Source organism: Planococcus sp. MB-3u-03, assembly GCF_002833405.1.
In the GTDB taxonomy this organism is placed as follows: domain Bacteria; phylum Bacillota; class Bacilli; order Bacillales_A; family Planococcaceae; genus Planococcus.
In genome coordinates this window covers 593,296-610,600 of the sequence record NZ_CP025135.1, presented here as the reverse complement: position 1 = coordinate 610,600, position 17,305 = coordinate 593,296, and the positions used below count along the sequence as shown (strand labels likewise).

Sequence of the window (17,305 nt, the reverse complement as noted above, 5' to 3'; positions counted from 1 at the left end):
TTTACACCCGCCCATTCAAGAATCGAAGTGCGGCTTCTTTAAAGATGGCCGTAGTCTCAGCGAGTTCTTCAATGTCTACATATTCATTGAGTTGGTGAGGAATTTCACGATCTCCAGCACCAATGGTGACAATAGGAATGCCCTCCATGTGTAGGAAAGTTCCATCCGTTGCTCCTGGCACCCCGTTGTAAATAGGTTCCTTGCCGGTAATTTCCTCAACCGCGCCATAGATTGCCTTTACCACTTCATCTTCTTTAGCTGTTGCGGTGGGTGGGCGATTATCGAGTACCGTCAAATCGATCCGGCAATCCGAATCCTCCGCTTTCATATCAGAAACGATTCCTTCGATTGTTTGGAGCAATATGTCGTGATTTTGCTCCGGTACCGTGCGGATATCGAGCGTCAAGCGGCAATGGTCAGGGATGACATTAATCTGTGCATCTCCAGTTACAGGGGACTGGATAATCGTGGGGGTTATCGAAGGCCATTTTAGATAAGGGTCTTCCCCGAGGCGTTTTGTCTCAGCCTTTTCAAGTTTTTCTATTTTCGTAATGAAACGTGCCAAGCGCCAATTCGGGTTGATACCGCTCCAAGAGATTGCGCCGTGGGCCATTTTTCCGTGAAAATCAACTTGTAAACGAATGGCACCCCGTTGCGCGATGCATACATTATTTTCTTCTGGCTCACAGATAATGGCACCATCTACACCTTTTGCCCACCCTTGCTTTATGAAATGTTTGATACCAAGCATGAGGCCTTCTTCATCACAAGGAATACACAAGATGATTTTGCCGCTGAATTCTTCTTCATCTTGTAAAATCGAGTGGACCGCTGTAATCATACACGCCAGATTTCCTTTCGTATCATTCGTGCCTCGTCCATACATGCGGCCATCCACAATTTCCGCACCGAACGGATCGTATTTCCAAGCCTTGCGGTCTCCTTCCGTCACGACATCCGTATGCCCTTCAAACAATAAAGTTTTTCCTGGCTTTCCAGAATCAATGATGCCGATCACATTTGGCCGTCCTGGAACGACTTCTTCAATATGCGTCTCGATTCCAATTCCCTTTAAATGCTCGGCGACGTAATTCGCTACTTTTTCCTCGTTGCCGCCTTCTACACCTTCACCTCTATAAACACTCGGAATCTGTACCAATTGTTGTGTCAATTCGATTACCGCTTTGCGGTCTCTTGTATAAGAATCACTCTTCAGTCGCGTATTCATGTTTTAATTGCTCCTTTCTCGCTTGTTTAAAGCTATATGCTTTCCGCTCGAATGCCAGGCTTCCTATGACAAATGCTAAAAACGATAGGAGAACCGGCAAAGCCACTGTATGGAGGCCGAACAAATTGCCGTTCGCCTGATTATAGAAATGAAGGCCTATGTAGCTTGATATCCCCATAATCATCGAAGCAATGGCCCCGTATTTATTGCTGTATTTCCAGTAAAGCCCCATGACGATCGGCCAAATAAATGCCGCCTCCAAACCACCGAAAGCAAAAAGGTTCAGGAAGATTAAAAGATCCGGCGGGTTCAGCGCTAACATATAGACGATAATCCCCAGAACTGCCGTTACTCCGAAACTTGCCCGTTTAACGGTTTTCATCGAGGCGTCCGGCTTAATGTAGTTTAAATACACATCTTTTACTACAGTCGAACTGACCAGGATCAGTAAAGAATCCACGGTCGACATAATGGCAGCCATTGGGGCAGCAAGCACAACCCCGGCAAGCCAGGCCGGCAAAACTTCCATTGAAATAAGTGGAATCACCGTATCCCCTACTTCAATCCCTGGAAGGATTGGCCGTGCAAAGACCCCGATTAAATGCATATTGAGCATGATGATCCCAGTCACGATAGTTCCGATAATCAACGCTCGGTGCATCGAGACAGAGCTTTTATAAGACATGGAACGAACCGCAATTTGCGGCAAGCCCACAACCCCGACCCCGACTAATATCCAGAAAGACGATACATATGCTTTCGATAGATTTCCTTCATTCCCATACGGGGTGATTAGATTCGGATTCTCGCTGACTAAATCTCCAATAATGTTCGGGATGCCGCCTCCCGCAATGATTACAGCTACAAGAAGCACGAAAGTCCCTACTACCATTACAGCACCTTGTACCGCATCCGTCACAGCTACTGCACGGAATCCACCGATTGTTACATAAACCAATACTGAAATGGCAAATATGAACAACGCGGTATTATAGGAAATCCCGGTTAATGACTCGACAAGGCGCGCTCCGCCAATCCATTGGGCAGCCATTGCGGAGAACAAGAAAACGATGATTGCAAAAGCAGACAACAGAACCACCGCTGTACTTTGATAGCGCATCTTCAAAAAATCCACTAAAGTGATCGCGTTATAGCGCCTCGCCAAAATGGCGAATTTCTTCCCTAAAATCATTAATACGAAATAACCCGTCACTACTTGGGACATGGCTAGCAAAATCCAGCCAAAGCCCATCGTATAGGCAGTACCTGGGCCACCCAAGAAACTGGAAGCGCTTCCATAAGTGGCTACCATAGTCATCGCTAGAACAAATCCGCCTAGCTCTCGACCACCCAGGAAATAATCTTGAATAAAGCCATCACCAGAAGCGGCTGTTTTTCGGCTAGACCAAATACCGATAAAGAAGATAATCACCAGAAACCCTAGCATCGGAATTATTACAGGCCAGTTCATACCTCATCCCCCTCTTCTGTAAACGGCACTTCTTTAAAGAAAAAGCGAACAACTATGATAACCAATATGGCAATCGTGACGAATCCTACCACACAACTGTAGAAGAACCAGCTAGGCAGCCCGAACACATACGTATATTCTTCGACTGGCCGCGATCCTAAACCATAAGCAAAACCAAACCACCAGATAAAATTGAAGACCGCTAACGCTACACCGATCAATGCTTCCCGATTGGCAATTTTAAAACGCCAGTCTTCAGTTTCTTCCATCCCCTTCATCTTTCTCCCCCCAGTCAAAACTTTTGGTTTAAGTTATAAAATAATTCTAACTTATTAAATAAATTATTATATTGGACATTATGTAAATAAAACTAGAGCTATTTCCTCCATAAGGTAAAGTTGGAAGTAGTGAAATGACAAAAGCCCGCCAGGAAATCAAACGATTTTCCGGCGGGCTTTCATCTCCATCAGTTCTTCTGTTCAACAAAATAATGTTCTGTCACATATTTAAAAGACTCCATCAAAAACTTCCGCGCTCTCTGGCTGATGTCCGCTTTCGGATGGATAATATCAAAGCCGTGATAAGCGCCTTTGAAGAGCTTAAAATCGGCTGGCACCCCTGCTCCCCTTAAACGATCGACCAATTGGATGGTTTCGTCATGGAAAGGCTCGATATCCCCGACGAATGTGACAGCCGGCGGCAAATTGCTGAAATCATTGGCCCGGGCAGGCGCTGCATACACCGGCACTTCTTTCCATACAACCCGCCGAGATAGGCTTTCCACGCCCAGCGGTTCATGTCGGAATTCCACACGTAAGCGTTATTGTCGCGGGCCGATTCCGTCTCCATCCGGTCGTCAATCATCAGGTACAGCGGCATTTGAAAAGCGAGCTGGACCTCTCCTTGGTCTCTCGCGTATAAACTGAGCGCGACGGTCAAGCCGCCGCCTGCGCTTTCCCCGCCGGCCATCAATTGAGCGTCCCGGATGCCCAGCTCTTTGGCATGCTCTTTCATCCACTTCAGCGCGTCGTAGCAATCGTCCAGCGCTGCGGGGTACGGTGCATCGATCGATAAACGGTAATCCGGTGCGACGATGACGCATCCGCTGGTCTCGATGAGTTGTTTGTACATAGCCCCGCTCATCTCCGGCGTCCCTTGCGCGTAACCGCCCCCGTGAATCCATAATACCCCGGGCAGCCGGCGGTCGTGCTGCACCGGTTTATATATGCGCAGGCGAATGGACGAACCGTCGCGCCGCGGAATCCTCACTTCGCTGCAATCAAGCCCGTCGACATCTTTTCCTTCATAGGTTTTGGCCATCTGTTTTTTGGATTTCTGCATCGCTTTGAGAAACTTGTCTTCACTGGACTTCGTAACGAGCCAGTCCAACAACTTTCACCGCATACGCAATTGTTTGACGACCATGTCGCGCGTCACTTTCAAACGGCTTCCCCCTGTTCATGAGAATTCCTTTTGGCTCCATGGTTTTCATTCGCGGAATCCCGCATCTTTCATAATCCAGACATACGGCCTTTCCGGCAAGGCTTCTTCCAAGCTCCGGATCAATTCCAACAGCTCCCGAGTGAAAACTTCATACTCTTCTGCTGGCGCCACCACTTTCAGCACCTTAACGAGTGATGCTGTCGTGCCACGGGTGATGTAGCCTTTTTCCTGATGCAGTTGCGCTTCGAGTTTCTCCAGTTCAAGCGGAGACCTTAACCGGAACGAATACAGCACTTCTTCATGTGCTGCTTTATTGCGGAACGGAAACGCGATCGACAGGATCTCGTCGAGTTCCGCTGCACTCAGTGTGATGACGTGTTCGCCCGCGTCGTCTGCGAAGTCCTGCGCGATGCGCGTGCGCAAGTCTTGGTCGATGACCGTATAAAAATTCGTGATCTGGCCGAGTGACAGGAAATTGACGAGCACCCATAGCGGCAAGTTCTTATGTTTTTCGTAGAACTCGCGGAGCTCCGGATAGCGCACGCGGTGGCGCTTCCGATGGCTTTCGATCAAATTGTTGAGCGTCGCCGTGATGCGGTCGCGTTCGTGAAAATGGATGTTGTCCGGGCTGTAATTCGCGCTGTCGAGAAAGCTGTCGACTTCCGGGAAGCGTTCGGAAAACCGGTAGGCGAGCTTCGATTTGATGCTGCGCTCGAACTTCAAGAGTTCGCCGAGCAATAACAAACGCAGTTTGCGGTCGAATTGATACAGCGCGAGGATATGATTGAACGCCGTCCCAGCTTCGTACAGTTCTTCGCCGTACGGGTTTCTCGTCTCACTGCGCTCAAGGAACGGCTCCTTGTAGCCGTCGATGAGCGCGTAATAATTATCGCGCGACAACACGCGTCTTGCGGCCGCTTCGTCTTCAATAACGAGCCCGCGGCTTTTCAAGATCGCGAGCTGTTCGTCGTGCGTCGCAAAGCTTTTCATGGCCACCTCTCCCTGTTTAGTCATCGCTGAACAATGCGCCGGCAATGGCCGCTGCGTCTTCCTCATCTTCCATCATGACCGTCGCGCTCAAATTGCCGACTTTCGGGTCGTAACCGGCGAACCAGCCCATGTCGCCGTCACCGGTTTTGATGACGGCCGTCTTGCCGGCAAAATCATGGCCGTCTTCTTCACCGGCTTGGACGAGTGCCGTGCGGACCAATTCCGCTTGCTCGGCGCTCAGAAGCTCTTGCTTCAGGTTTTCTTCTTCAGCGTCCCCGAACAGGACCGGCTTTTTCATGTCGCCATCCGCTAAAAAGGTGCCGTACATGAGTGCCGCGTGGAGGATGTTGACGCGCACTTGGCCCTGCCCGGAGGCGGAACTCGCGAGCTGGCCTTCCGAGCCGAACGTTCCGCTTTCCGAAATTTGCGAAGCCGCTAGCGGCACCGGGTAATCGAATGCCTGGCCGAAGCCAAATTCATTCAAGCCTTCTAAAAAGCTATCGTCCGGCATATTGCTCGCCTGGATCGCAAAGTAGATGCTGTCGGAATGGACGAGCGCTTTTTGCATGTCGATCGGATTCGAAACACCCGGATTCGGGCGGGTGATGCGGAAATCGTTCCAGGACGGGAATTTCTGCCACGTCTCCCCGTCGATCTCGATGCCTTCCGCAGGATCCAGCGTCCCTTGCTTCATGGCCACGGCCGCAGTGATTGGCTGCATCACATAAGACGGTGGATACGCTGCCGCTGCCCGGTTGAAGAAGGGCTGGTCCGGATCGTTGGCCAGCTGGCGGAAACGGCTTTCCTTGATTCCCGGAATGAAGTCGTTCGGGTCGTAGGCCGGCGAACTGACCAACACATGCGTCTCGCCCGTGTACGGGTCGACCGCCGCGGCAGTGCCCGGTTTCTTGCCCATCTCTTTATAGATTTCCTGCTGCAAATCGGCATCGATCGTCAGTTCGATCGTCTCGCCGGCTGCCGAGGAGTTGTCGACGGCGGTAATCGTTTCGTTCTGTGCGGTCTTTTCGATCAAGATCTTGCCGCCGCGTTTTCCGCGCAGCTCGGTTTCAAAGATCTCTTCCAAGCCTTCCCGCCCGACGATATCGCCTTGGCCGTATCCCTGGCCGCTGCGCTCTTCCAGCTGTTCAGCGGTGATCGGCGCGATGTAGCCGGTCAAATGCGCCATCGATTCGCCGTACGGGTAATGGCGCATCGTCACTTTCGTGCGCTTGGTCCCGGGAATCGCAAACAGCCGGTTCAATTTTTCGCGGTCCGGCCGGACGGTTCCGAGCGGCACGTAATGATGCGGCTCGACCCACGGCTTTTCGAGTTCTGCGTCAATGTCTTCGACGGACAAATCCAAAAGCCCCGCGAGCCGCTCCGTGTAATCGTCGCGGTCGAAATTCCCCGGCACGACGCCGATCTCATAGGCATCCGTATTGCCGGCGATGACCTTGCCGTTGCGGTCGACGATCTCACCGCGTTCGGTATCGCTGATCTGCACGGAGACATTATCGCCTTCCGACAGGTTCGGCAGGATGAAGGAAGGATCCCATTCCGCGAACCATTCGCCTTCTGCGTTTTCTTCCGCCTCCTCATAGACAAAGCTCAGCGTCTTATCGAATTCGATCTCGCCGATGACGCTGTCCATCGAAATCGCCAGCGGGATATCCGCCGGCTCGTTTTTCAGCCACGGTTCTTCGCCCAATTCCCAATCGATCTCGCGCTCTGTCAGCGATAATTGCTCTTCGAGTTCCACTTGCCATTCAATGAAGGTCTCTTCCCCGAATGCCTCTTTGGCACGCTCCGTCAAAAATTCCTCGTACAGCGTTTCGTATTCGCCCGCCTGCCACAATTCCATGAACTGCTCTGCGCGGGGTGCCGGCGATGCGACCGTCTCCGGTTCCGCTTCTTCCGGCACCGGCGCTTCCGTTTCCTCGTCCGAACACGCCGCAAGCGCAAGTGCCGCGCCAAGCCCGATCATCCACAGCTTCCCTCTGCTCATTTCTACCCCTCCGTCTCCTTAGCCCTTTTTACCATCTTACCCTGAAACCGCTTGCTTCAATACGGAAATTTTTGGGTGAGGGAGTGAAAAGAAGAAATTGAGCTCTTCATTATCCAACGACAGCTGGTGTAAATGTTCCTTATACACTCTTACAAAGACAGTTCAAAGTATGGAGCAAAATTACGAAGACTCCCAAGGGAGCAGCGCTCTTTTAAGCGACGAGATAGCCGAGACCCCGCAAGGCGCGAAGCGACTGAGGAGGCTTGGCGCTCGCCCGCAGGAGGCGAATAGACGAAGCATTGCTGAGTCTGTTCGTTTGCGATGCTCGAGTGCAACGAGAGTTGAGCAAAGCTTTTCGTAGTAATTTTGCGGAATACTAACATTTAAACCGAAGAATCTCGTTCATTATGAAACAAACCGCCCCATCTTCCGTATAATTAAGGAAGAAAAGGAGGCCATTTATGTTCGCTGAAATGAAATCGCGCTATTTAATTCTCTTTACCATCCTCGGCGTCATCGCGACGTTGATCATTTTCATGTTGATCGGCGCGGATCCCGTTACGACCGAAATCGCGGTGCAGATTGCCTTTTATATTGTTGTCCCGTACTTTTTCTTTCATTATTATTGGAGCAAAAACCCCGATTGGTCATTCCGAGAAGTTTTAACCACGAAAGGCGTTAAACCATGGCTTCCCGGCATTACGGGCATGGTCATTGTGTCGATCGCGTTCTCACTCACCATGTTCTGGCTGCAGCTCGCGATTCTTTATCCAGCATTTCCGTGGCTTGCGGAATTATTGCTGACGCCGGTTGAGATGCCGGGCGGGGTCGGGTATGAGTATTTCATGCTGCTGACGCTCGTGATCTTGGCGCCGATCGTTGAGGAATTTGTCTTCCGCGGCGTATTCTTGACCCGGATTGCGGCGAAAACTTCGATGTGGGGTGGCATTTTGATTTCGAGTTTGATGTTCGGCGTGCTGCATCTTGATTTTGTCGGTTCGTTCTTGTTCGGCATCATTGCTTCGCTCCTGTATTTGCGCACCGGCAATTTATTGCTGCCGATTTTCTTCCACATGCTCAATAATGCGTTGGCGGCTTTATCGATCTATGTGCCGATCGACAAGTTTTTCGCGATCGACTGGTTTATCGTGAACACAGCTGCGGATATCGAAGCGAAAGCGTTCGCCAATATCATCGTCTTGATCATCAGCACACTGCTTACCGCATGGATCATCTACCGCCTCGCAAAGGGCTTGAAGGATAAAACCGATACACACGAAATCGCTGAACCCTTGACCGAAAGCGAAACGCCGTAAAGAAAATTGTCGATGATCTGTCACGCCCCGTTCATATAGCGTTTATATTCGTGCGGTATGATACAGTCATACGAACTCAGGGATGTTCCAGCGGCCCATTTTGCCGCGGCGCCCTAAAGCTATAGGAGGATTTTCATGAACAACACAGCTACACCACGCAACAATTCTTTGGAGAAAAAATGGAGCTTGCGCTTGATCCAGTTTTCGGCCATCTTCGGATTTATCGGGACGTATCTCGGCTCACATATGGCGGGACAGATGGATTACGCGCTGCGCCCGATCCACGCCCATATCTTGCTCGTCGGTTGGCTCTCAGTTTTTGCCTGGGGCGTCTTCTACCGCTTGTATACGGTCAAGTACAAAAAGCTCGTCACCATTCACGGATTTCTCGCGATGATCGGTGCCATCGGCTTGACCGCCGGCATGTGGTTCTATAATTTGAATCCGTTCAATATGAACGATACGTTCGTTTTGATCTTCTTCATCGCAGGCGGCACAATTTTGTTGCTCGCGTTCTTATTGTTTGCGATTATTACGTTCTTGACCGAAAAAGACTGACGAAAAACGCCCGGGCGCATCCGGGCGCTTTTTCATTTCACCCTATCCGGCGAAATACCGTATAATGGAAGCATCGTGATACGGAAGGGGAAATGGTGAATGACCCTGAATAATTTGATTCAAAAACGCATGCTTGTGCTGCTCGGCCTCGTGCTCGCCGCAGCGTTGATCATCGCGCTCGTGTGGAGTTCGGATACAGTCGATACGGCGGAACAGGCCGTGCGCGATGGCGATGATGACCTTGTATTGACGCCGATCTACGAATTGAACGGCCGCGCCTTATTTTTCTTCATCCGCGGCGACGATAATTTCGGGGCGGCGACTGCAACGGAATCGTGGTTTGGCTGGCGACTCGAGACGCGAAGCGAAGCCACCATCCCCTCACTCGACGACCCGGATCGCATCGACAGCTATATGAGCAGCGACGGCTTGGTCTACGGACTGTTTGACTCGGCTGACGGACACCACGTGCAGATCGGCGAAGTGCCGGCCGATCAATTATTGCTGGGCGAGCGCTTCCCGGCCGAATTAATAGAAGAAACCGGCCTTGCCGGAAAAGCCGTCTGGTTTATCGAAAATGCGCCAGAAGAACGCCCGATCTCGCTCCAATTGCTCGATGCAGACGGGCAGGAATTGCAGCGGTTGGAAATGTATTAATTTAAAATAGCCTCCACCGTGCAGCTCTCTCATGCACGGCGAAGGCTATTTTTGTGTGTTGCATAATTTCAAGGAAACTTTTACAGACTTGATTCGTATTTCCATTGAGCATCAGCTACTATTTTGCAGCGGGAGGAACAGCTTTTGACAATTAAATCAGATGACCCAATTAAATACCCCACTCAACGCACAAGTGGAGTTTGGCTTCTCTATATCGGAATGATTATTATCGCTGCGGCACTTGCCGGCGGGCCATTGCTCGTCCAGCCTGTGTTGCTTGGGGCCGGTTACGCGATCGGCTTCGTGTTGATCTTGGCATTGCCATTTGTGAACCGCAAACTGGCATACGGCAAAAACTCCAAGTTCCAAGATCGCTTTGAAAACATCGCGATTTTTCTAAATATCGCCTTATGCACAGCATGCGGACTTATCGTCGGCTTTTCGGACCTGAGGGTATTTTGGCTGAGCCTGTTTATCGCCGTCGGAATCCATTTCGTCCTCTTTTATTTCTCTCAAGGCAGTTGGATGGTAGTGCTCGCCATTTTAACAATCGGCAATGGCGTTCTTGGCTTGCTGCTTGTGGATGTCCCTTTTCTTGTGTTCGCGATAATCGATGGCGGCTTGAAAATGGCCATCGGAATAAAGCTGCTTTTGCAAAAGCATCCTTCATTTAAAGCCACTAAACAGATTTCCGCCTAATATTCAAGATTCTCGGGAAGCTGAAATTTATGCTTAGTGTTTTTCTTTTGTCCTCTCGGCTTCTGCTTTCCCGATTGAAAATCCGTCAAATAAGCGGCCGCCGTAAGGCTCGAGGACACTTTCAACAAATTCGATAATATGTTCCGTTTCGTCAGTCCGGTAAAAATGCTCGAACGCCTCGACAAAGCGGACCGCAAGTTCATGGTCATGCGCTTCAAGTGACCGAATGACCCACTTGGATGAGCCGATCCATTTTTGTTCCGTGCGCAAAATGAATTCGCTCACCAAATCCGAAAGCGTGTTGACACAAAACAGCCGTTCTTTCCGGTCGTCGCTGCCCCGCAAATCGTCCAGCACATCGGTAATGAAATAGCGTTTTGTGCGGATCGTATCCGTGCTCCACGCTTCCGGGCCTGCTTCAAGCAAGGCTTTTGCTTCTTGCTGTATGCTTTCCATGATGCCGGAATCTTTCAGAATGATGCCTTCGCTGACCATGCGCGGCATGCTTGGCTTCGCGGCTTTTCGGTCTTTTTCAAAAAAGTCCTTGTACGAACTTAAGTTATAGACAAACACTTCGACCGGCCAGCCATAAAAAATCATCGATTCACGATATGAACTCATCAAAGTTTCATCGAATACGACAATGTCCAGATCCGACGTCGCTGTCTCTTGCCCGCGTACTACGCTCCCAGCCAGCAGCGCCCCGCGGCAATGGCGGAAATTCGTTTCGACAAATACTTTCGCTGTGTGAATCGGTTCCCAACGCTGTCTCATTACTTTCTCCCACACTCTCTTTTATTGATCTTTCCTTAGCATACCCTACATAGTGCACTATTGCGCATAAAAATACAGACATTCTATTGAATGCCTGCAAGTCTGTTAATTATTCAATTCACCCAGCGCATTTCCGAGCGCCGGATAGCGGAAACGGAAGCCTTCCCGCACGAGCCGTTCCGGCACGACCCAACGGCTTTTTAGGATCAATTCCGTCTCGGTCCGAAGCGCTGCCGCCCCTGTTTCGAGCATCCATTTCGATGCCGGCAGCCCGGTCCGGCGGTTCATCGATTGTCTCAGTGCCTTCATCCATTCTTTATTCGCCACGGGATTCGGGGCGGAAGCGTTGAAGACGCCCGAGAGTTCATCGCGGTGCTGCATGAAACGCACGGTCCGGTACAGATCTTCAATATGGATCCAGCTGAACATCTGACGGCCAGTTCCTTGTTTACCGCCGAGCCCATATTTCACGAGCTTGCGATACGGCTCCATGACGCCACCGTCTCCTAGGACAATCGCGATGCGCAAGGCGACTTGGCGCGTGTCGGGCAGTTGGAATGAAAAGAAGCTGTCTTCCCAGGCTTTTGCGACTTCTACGGAAAATCCGCGCCCGATTTCCCCGCCGTCTTCAGTCATCGGGCGGTCTTCGGCATGGCGGTAAATCGTTGCGGTGCTGGCATTGACCCATAATTCAGGGGCGGTGCTGCACGCTTCAATCATTCGTCCAAGCGATTCAGTCGTCTCGGTGCGTGAATTAAAAATCTCGCGTTTATTCGTTTCCGTGTAGCGGCAATTGACTGATTTCCCCGCAAGGTTGATCACCAATTTCGCCCCGTCCAGCGCATCTTTCATGCTGTCTTTATCGTCCCATTGAATATGCTCCGAATGCCGTGAAATGATGTAAACGCGATAGCCGAGCCGCTCGTATTTTTCTTTTAAATACGTTCCGATAAACCCTGTACCGCCTGCGATGACTGCTTTCTTGACCATATTTTTACCTCTTTTCGCCGTAATTCTATCATGTTTGACGACAGACCTATGGGAATAGTTGCAGTTTTTTAGGAAATCGCTTCCCAAGCTATAAGGTCTGTTGAAACTGTTGCTTTTGTTCCGCTTCGGTTACACTAGTTTTTATGTGTTTCCTTAAATGAAGAAAGTTGGTGGATGAATTGAAGAAAAAGAGAGGCTTAACATTTAAAGTCATCAGTGCTTTGATCTTAGGTGCGATCACAGGACTGCTTCTAAATCTTTTTGCGCCGGAAGTTTTCGCAATACTCAATCCTTACGTCTTCGTGCCGGTCGGGCAGATTTTCCTTGCCCTCATCAGCATGCTCGTCGTACCGCTTGTGTTCTTATCAATCGTCCTCGGTACCGCAGGGCTTGGCGATCCAGCGAAGCTCGGGCGCATCGGCATCAAGACGATTTCGTATTTCCTGGTAACGACGACCATCGCGATAGTGATTGGTCTTGGCTTGGCAACAATCGTCCAGCCGGGTGCAGCAGGTGATTTCGATATCGACGCGGCGACTTACAGCCCGGAAGATGCTCCATCGATCGCTGACACACTCCTCAACATCATTCCGAAAAATCCGCTTGAAGCCATGACCGAAGGCAATATGCTGCAGATCATCGTCTTCGCCGTCTTTGTCGGACTTGCCCTTACCGCACTTGGCGACAAGACAAAAGGCATTTTGAGTCTCGTCGAGCAAGGCAATGACGTGATGATGTACCTCGTCGGAATCGTCATGCGTTTTGCTCCGTACGGCACATTCGGTCTGATCGCCACAGCGATCGGTTCGCAAGGTCTCGCCGCCATCCAGGCCATGGGATCTTACATGCTCGTCGTCATCGGCGCCTTGTTGATCCACGCAGCCTTTACCTACGGCGGCACTGTTTATTTCCTGGCAAAGAAAAGCCCAATCTGGTTTTTCAAAACCTTTATGCCGGCTATGACAGTCGCTTTCAGTACTTCCAGCAGCACGGGCACACTTCCGGTTTCGATGGAAGTGGCGCAGCGTGACTTGAAGATTCCGAAGTCGATCAGTTCATTTGTCCAGCCGCTTGGCGCGACAATCAATATGGACGGCACGGCGATCATGCAAGGTGCCGCGACGATGTTCATCGCGCAAGCCTTCATGGTCGACTTGACGCTCGGCCAATTATTGACGGTCGTCTTGACGGCAGTGCTTGCAAGTATCGGGACCGCCGGAGTTCCAGGCGTCGGCTTGATCATGCTCGCGATGGTCTTATCCAGCGTCGGGCTTCCGGTAGAAGGCATCGGCCTCGTACTCGGAATCGACCGCTTGCTCGATATGTCCCGCACAGCAATCAATATCTCCGGTGACGCGGCTTGCGCATTGATGGTCGCTGAATCCGAGAAAAAGCACGGCTTGGAAACAGAAGAAGTTTTGAACCCACAAGAAGCATAATTAACAAAAGCCTCCCGGCGATGTCGGGAGGCTTTTTCTATGGAAAGAATAATAGGAAAAGCTTCCGCTTTTCGACTGCGTTTCAGAGGCACGCTTTCCGGAGGGCTCACATTGAGCCGCTTCATCGCTGCGCTCTTGCAGGGTCTCAATTGTCTCGCTGATCCTCCCGGAGTCGGCCCCTTCCACTCCGTCTTTAGTTTTAGAGTGCAAGTAAATTTATTCTTTCTACTCACTGGAAAATGTGGAAAGGCATCAGGGATTGTAACTTCAGTCATCTTGGCCATGATATAGAAGCCAAAAAGTTCCGATCCATTTCCAAGTTTTTCGACTCAAGCTCCAATGTACTTGATGCTAGTTTAGGGAAGCGATTCCCCCGCTAGCCGGCAACTGATTTCAGAAGCAAAACAATTTAAACAAACTTACCCGCAATGAAATCTCTCAGCTGTCTAGCGTCAAGGGTGAGCCGACGCAGTAAGACAGGCGTTCTTCCTGGCTTGCTGCCAAAGGCCCACCCAAAGCAAGGCAGCGACTATTTGCTGAAGCTCTAATAGAATCCAAAAAACACTTTCACAACCAAACCCTCGCTATCTTCATCTACACATCACCCAAGAAGCATGAAACTACTCTTCTTAAATCGCTGTCCAGCCACCGTCAACTTTGATCGTCTCGCCGGTTACGAAATTCGACAGGGTCGATGCCAAATACAACACCGCGCCGGATGTGTCTTTCGGTTGCGACAGGCCGTCGAGCAGGATTCGGCGATTGACATCTTCTTTAAACGCTGCGTCCTCAAATTGCTTCTCGGTAAATTCCGTTTCGACGAATGTTGGGGCAACAGCATTTACGCGGATTCCGTGCTGTGCCCATTCAACCGCAAGCGCTTTGGTCATCTGCACCATGCCGCCTTTGCTTGAGCAATACGCGGCGCGCTTGATATAACCGACGAAGGCCATTTGCGACGCAATGTTGATGATGCGGCCGCTGTTTTGTGCAAGCATGTATTTCGCTGCCGCCTGGCTCGCGAAAAAGGCGGATTTCAAGTTCAAGTCGAGCACCGTATCCCAATCTTCTTCCGTTACTTCCATCGCAGGCTTCGCAATATTGACACCGGCGTTATTGACGAGCACATCGATTGTGCCGAACTCAGTTGCAGCGGTGTCGATCAATTTTCTCACTTCACTAATATCGCTCAAATCTCCGGCAACCGCGATGCAGTTTGGGTTATGGGCGCGCAGTTCTTCGAGCGTGGCATCAAGCGCTTCTTGGTTTCTTCCGGAAATCGCGACGTTTGCGCCGAGTTCCGCGAATGTCAGTGCAATGTCTTTGCCGAGGCCTTTGCTGCCGCCAGTGACGACGACCGTCTGCCCTTTCAGTTCCGAGAAATAGCTCTTCATTTTAGCCCTCCTGTTCCAAATCGTTTTTCAAAAACTGGATCAAGGTCCGTTCGCGTTTGCGGTTGATCTCTTCGGACACAGCAGGCTTCCAACTGTAGAAGCCTTCACCTGTTTTATCGCCAAGCTTTTGCTGCTCGACCAACTCCGACAAAATCTTTCCGGAGCGCTGATCGTCCGATAATTCTTCGAATAAATAATTCGAAATGGCCGAGAATACGTCGAGACCGCCCATGTCCGCTGTCATCAACGGACCCGTCACCGGAAGCCGCCGCCCGATGCTGTATGTAACCGCTGCATCAATATCTTCCTTGCTGGCAGCACCCGCATCGAGCAACGCTTGCGCTTCACGAAACAGCGCGTATTGCAGGCGGTTGCCGATGAATCCCGGCAGTTCCTTGTTCAACAAGATCGGCTTTTTATTCATCGACTTCAATAAAGCCATCGTGCGTTCTGTCGTCTCCGCTTGGGTCCGTTCCCCGTTGACGACTTCGACAAGTGGGATCAAATGTCCTGGATTCCAGAAATGGGCGACGATAAAGCGTTCGGGATGCGCCATCTCTTCAGCCAGCAGTGAAGGCTTGAAGCCGGACGTATTGCTTGCGATGATGACTGATTGGTCGACTAAGCTTTCTAATTGCTTGTACAAGTCCCGTTTCAATTGCAGATTTTCAGGGACGACTTCCAGAATGAATGTTGCATTCTGTACAGCTTCTTTGAGAGATGTCGTAAAACGGATTCTCTCGCGGATTTCCTGCGCTTCATTTTCATCAAACAAGCCATTGTCTGCCATGACGGCCAGTTTCTGCGCCAAGCCTTTGTCCGCATTCGCCACGTCTTGTTCGTTGATGCCGTAGACAGTCGGCGTCTGACCGGACCAGGCGGCGGACAGAGCGATCGAATGCCCCATCGTTCCGGCACCGAGTATTGTCAATTTCTCCATATGAATGCACCTCTTTTTAGAATGGATGATACAAGGAAACCCAACAGCTTCCGGTTGGGACAGCTGTTGGGCACGTAAATCTTATAGACCGATCGAGAACAAAATCACAGCGAGTACTGCACCGAGCAGCGGTACGACAACGGACAATGCGCCGAATGCCGGGTAAGCGTCGCGGTGGGTCTCCCCTGCGATCGAGCGGATCGTCGTGACGACATAGCCGCCTTGAGGCAAGGAATCCAGCGAACCGGATGAAATCGAAACGGTCCGGTGCAAAGCTTCCGGGTCCACGCCCATATCGAGATAATGAGGCGCGAGCAAAGGAAGCGCAATCGCCTGGCCGCCGGAAGACGATCCGGTGAGACCCGCGATGACCGCAACGGCTAGCGCCCCGCCGATCAATGGGCTGCCCGGGATGCCGGTCATGACATCAACAGCTGCTTCAAAAGATGGCGTCGCTTTGACGACTCCCCCGAAACCGACGACTGCTGCGGTGTTGGCGATCGCAATGACTGCCCCCATCGCGCCGTCGCCGAGCGCTTTGCTCAAGTTGCGGATGAATTTGATGTTGATCAGGCAAGTCGAGATGATCCCGCCCGTCAAGGCGATGATCAACGCAGACGTGCCGAGCGAATCATGGAAAATATACGAGAAGCCAAGGACAATCAGGAGCGGAAGCATGCTAAGGAGCGGATTCGGCAACTCCTTGCGTGATTCGTTGTTCGGGTCGGTCGGGCGCGACTCGAACTCTTCACCTTTTGATTTCGCTTTATTGATCATTTTCGTCAGCCACCAATAACCGAAGACCATCATGAAGACCGCGACGATTGCACTGACTTCCCAGCCGGCGTATGGAGAAGTGCCGAGGAATTCAATCGGGATCCAGTTTTGGATTTCCGGAGATCCGGCAGACGTCATCGTGAATGTCGTCGAGCCAAAAGCGAGTGCCGCTGGAATAAAGCGTCGTGGCAAATTCGCTTGTTTAAAGAGACTGAGTGCCATCGGATATACCGAGAATGCGACGACGAACAAACTGACGCCGCCGTATGTAAGGACAGCACAGGCGAGAACAACCGCAAGTGCAGCGCGTTTCATCCCCATCTTGCCAACAATCCAACGCGATACGCTATCGGCAGCGCCCGTGTCTTCCATCACTTTCCCGAAAATCGCCCCTGTCAGGAACATCAAATACCAGGACGCGATAAAGCCGGTGAAGCCATCCATGTAATTCGTCAAATAATTGGCCGCCCCTTCTCCCGCGAGCTGCGGGAATAAAGGCAATCCGTTCAATACTGCCACGAACAATGCCGTCAGTGGCGCTGCAATCAGCAAGTTCATGCCGCGCATCGTCAGGACAATGAGTAAAATTAATCCACCAAACATGCCTATTAAACCGAGCATTTA

At 51.0% G+C, this 17,305-nt stretch carries 17 protein-coding genes; 5 read left to right on the top strand and 12 right to left on the bottom strand.

Features of this window, described 5'->3' with window-relative positions:
• Position 1: 1 nt before the first annotated feature.
• From CW734_RS04390 to CW734_RS04365, 7 genes are all read right to left on the bottom strand, one after another.
• On the bottom strand, positions 2 to 1,228 hold the full coding sequence (locus tag CW734_RS04390) for a M20 family metallopeptidase (protein WP_101189585.1): 1,227 nt from the start codon (positions 1,226 to 1,228) through the stop codon (positions 2 to 4).
• Entirely contained in the window at positions 1,206 to 2,699 is a 1,494-nt protein-coding gene (gene panF / locus CW734_RS04385) for a sodium/pantothenate symporter (RefSeq protein ID WP_101189584.1), read from the bottom strand. Before panF ends, CW734_RS04390 begins: the two co-directional genes overlap by 23 nt.
• On the bottom strand, positions 2,696 to 2,968 hold the full coding sequence (locus CW734_RS04380) for a YhdT family protein (protein WP_101192134.1): 273 nt from the start codon (positions 2,966 to 2,968) through the stop codon (positions 2,696 to 2,698). Before CW734_RS04380 ends, panF begins: the two co-directional genes overlap by 4 nt.
• A gap of 197 nt (positions 2,969 to 3,165) precedes the next feature.
• Positions 3,166 to 3,441, bottom strand: a complete 276-nt coding sequence (locus CW734_RS19365) for an alpha/beta hydrolase fold domain-containing protein (protein ID WP_269801491.1) — start codon at positions 3,439 to 3,441, stop codon at positions 3,166 to 3,168.
• Positions 3,327 to 4,088: an alpha/beta hydrolase gene (locus tag CW734_RS04375; protein ID WP_269801490.1), complete on the bottom strand. Its 762-nt coding sequence runs from the start codon at positions 4,086 to 4,088 to the stop codon at positions 3,327 to 3,329. The genes CW734_RS19365 and CW734_RS04375 overlap by 115 nt, the downstream gene beginning before the upstream one ends.
• Before the next feature lie 99 nt (positions 4,089 to 4,187).
• Positions 4,188 to 5,132, bottom strand: a complete 945-nt coding sequence (locus CW734_RS04370) for an Abi family protein (protein ID WP_101189583.1) — start codon at positions 5,130 to 5,132, stop codon at positions 4,188 to 4,190.
• Positions 5,133 to 5,148: 16 nt separating this feature from the next.
• Positions 5,149 to 7,137 carry a penicillin-binding transpeptidase domain-containing protein gene (locus CW734_RS04365; RefSeq protein ID WP_101189582.1) on the bottom strand — a complete coding sequence of 663 codons (1,989 nt, stop codon included), beginning with the start codon at positions 7,135 to 7,137 and terminating at the stop codon, positions 5,149 to 5,151.
• A 461-nt stretch (positions 7,138 to 7,598) separates the two neighbouring features.
• Between CW734_RS04365 and CW734_RS04360 the strand changes: the two genes are divergently transcribed.
• From CW734_RS04360 to CW734_RS04345, 4 genes are all read left to right on the top strand, one after another.
• Positions 7,599 to 8,453 carry a CPBP family intramembrane glutamic endopeptidase gene (locus CW734_RS04360; protein WP_101189581.1) on the top strand — a complete coding sequence of 285 codons (855 nt, stop codon included), beginning with the start codon at positions 7,599 to 7,601 and terminating at the stop codon, positions 8,451 to 8,453.
• 168 nt (positions 8,454 to 8,621) lie between these two features.
• Complete coding sequence (locus CW734_RS04355; protein ID WP_101192133.1) at positions 8,622 to 9,011, top strand: hypothetical protein; 390 nt, start codon at positions 8,622 to 8,624, stop codon at positions 9,009 to 9,011.
• A 99-nt stretch (positions 9,012 to 9,110) separates the two neighbouring features.
• Positions 9,111 to 9,668 (top strand): hypothetical protein, encoded by a 558-nt coding sequence (locus CW734_RS04350; protein ID WP_101189580.1) that lies wholly within the window; start codon positions 9,111 to 9,113, stop codon positions 9,666 to 9,668.
• Between the two features lie 144 nt (positions 9,669 to 9,812).
• On the top strand, positions 9,813 to 10,367 hold the full coding sequence (locus tag CW734_RS04345; RefSeq protein WP_101805318.1) for a DUF6609 family protein: 555 nt from the start codon (positions 9,813 to 9,815) through the stop codon (positions 10,365 to 10,367).
• A 33-nt stretch (positions 10,368 to 10,400) separates the two neighbouring features.
• Here the strand turns inward: CW734_RS04345 and CW734_RS04340 are convergent, their stop codons facing one another.
• The gene (locus CW734_RS04340) at positions 10,401 to 11,141 is read right to left on the bottom strand and encodes a nucleotidyltransferase domain-containing protein (RefSeq protein WP_101189578.1); all 741 of its coding nucleotides are present in this window, start codon (positions 11,139 to 11,141) and stop codon (positions 10,401 to 10,403) included.
• A gap of 105 nt (positions 11,142 to 11,246) precedes the next feature.
• Positions 11,247 to 12,131 carry a TIGR01777 family oxidoreductase gene (locus tag CW734_RS04335; RefSeq protein WP_101189577.1) on the bottom strand — a complete coding sequence of 295 codons (885 nt, stop codon included), beginning with the start codon at positions 12,129 to 12,131 and terminating at the stop codon, positions 11,247 to 11,249.
• Positions 12,132 to 12,301: 170 nt separating this feature from the next.
• Here CW734_RS04335 and CW734_RS04330 point away from each other — a divergent pair, with 170 nt between their 5' ends.
• Positions 12,302 to 13,570, top strand: a complete 1,269-nt coding sequence (locus tag CW734_RS04330) for a dicarboxylate/amino acid:cation symporter (protein ID WP_232787151.1) — start codon at positions 12,302 to 12,304, stop codon at positions 13,568 to 13,570.
• Positions 13,571 to 14,199: 629 nt separating this feature from the next.
• On the opposite strand, the gene CW734_RS04320 is transcribed toward CW734_RS04330, so the two are convergent.
• From CW734_RS04320 to CW734_RS04310, 3 genes are all read right to left on the bottom strand, one after another.
• Positions 14,200 to 14,964: an SDR family NAD(P)-dependent oxidoreductase gene (locus CW734_RS04320; RefSeq protein WP_101189575.1), complete on the bottom strand. Its 765-nt coding sequence runs from the start codon at positions 14,962 to 14,964 to the stop codon at positions 14,200 to 14,202.
• A gap of 1 nt (position 14,965) precedes the next feature.
• Positions 14,966 to 15,904, bottom strand: a complete 939-nt coding sequence (locus CW734_RS04315) for a 3-hydroxyacyl-CoA dehydrogenase family protein (protein ID WP_101189574.1) — start codon at positions 15,902 to 15,904, stop codon at positions 14,966 to 14,968.
• A gap of 81 nt (positions 15,905 to 15,985) precedes the next feature.
• A complete protein-coding gene (locus tag CW734_RS04310; protein ID WP_101189573.1) occupies positions 15,986 to 17,302 on the bottom strand; it encodes a GntP family permease in 1,317 nt (438 codons plus the stop codon).
• Between the last annotated feature and the right edge of the window lie 3 nt (positions 17,303 to 17,305).

Excerpts from the sequence above, each read along its gene's own strand:
- CW734_RS04365 (WP_101189582.1), bottom strand. The coding sequence starts at position 7,137 with ATGAGCAGAGGGAAGCTGTGGATGATCGGGCTTGGCGCGGCACTTGCG.
- CW734_RS04360 (WP_101189581.1), top strand. The coding sequence starts at position 7,599 with ATGTTCGCTGAAATGAAATCGCGCTATTTAATTCTCTTTACCATCCTC.
- CW734_RS04350 (WP_101189580.1), top strand. The coding sequence starts at position 9,111 with ATGACCCTGAATAATTTGATTCAAAAACGCATGCTTGTGCTGCTCGGC.
- panF (WP_101189584.1), bottom strand. The coding sequence starts at position 2,699 with ATGAACTGGCCTGTAATAATTCCGATGCTAGGGTTTCTGGTGATTATC.
- CW734_RS04310 (WP_101189573.1), bottom strand. The coding sequence starts at position 17,302 with ATGCTCGGTTTAATAGGCATGTTTGGTGGATTAATTTTACTCATTGTC.
- CW734_RS04370 (WP_101189583.1), bottom strand. The coding sequence starts at position 5,132 with ATGAAAAGCTTTGCGACGCACGACGAACAGCTCGCGATCTTGAAAAGC.
- CW734_RS04335 (WP_101189577.1), bottom strand. The coding sequence starts at position 12,131 with ATGGTCAAGAAAGCAGTCATCGCAGGCGGTACAGGGTTTATCGGAACG.
- CW734_RS04390 (WP_101189585.1), bottom strand. The coding sequence starts at position 1,228 with ATGAATACGCGACTGAAGAGTGATTCTTATACAAGAGACCGCAAAGCG.
- CW734_RS04380 (WP_101192134.1), bottom strand. The coding sequence starts at position 2,968 with ATGGAAGAAACTGAAGACTGGCGTTTTAAAATTGCCAATCGGGAAGCA.
- CW734_RS04340 (WP_101189578.1), bottom strand. The coding sequence starts at position 11,141 with ATGAGACAGCGTTGGGAACCGATTCACACAGCGAAAGTATTTGTCGAA.
- CW734_RS04320 (WP_101189575.1), bottom strand. The coding sequence starts at position 14,964 with ATGAAGAGCTATTTCTCGGAACTGAAAGGGCAGACGGTCGTCGTCACT.
- CW734_RS04315 (WP_101189574.1), bottom strand. The coding sequence starts at position 15,904 with ATGGAGAAATTGACAATACTCGGTGCCGGAACGATGGGGCATTCGATC.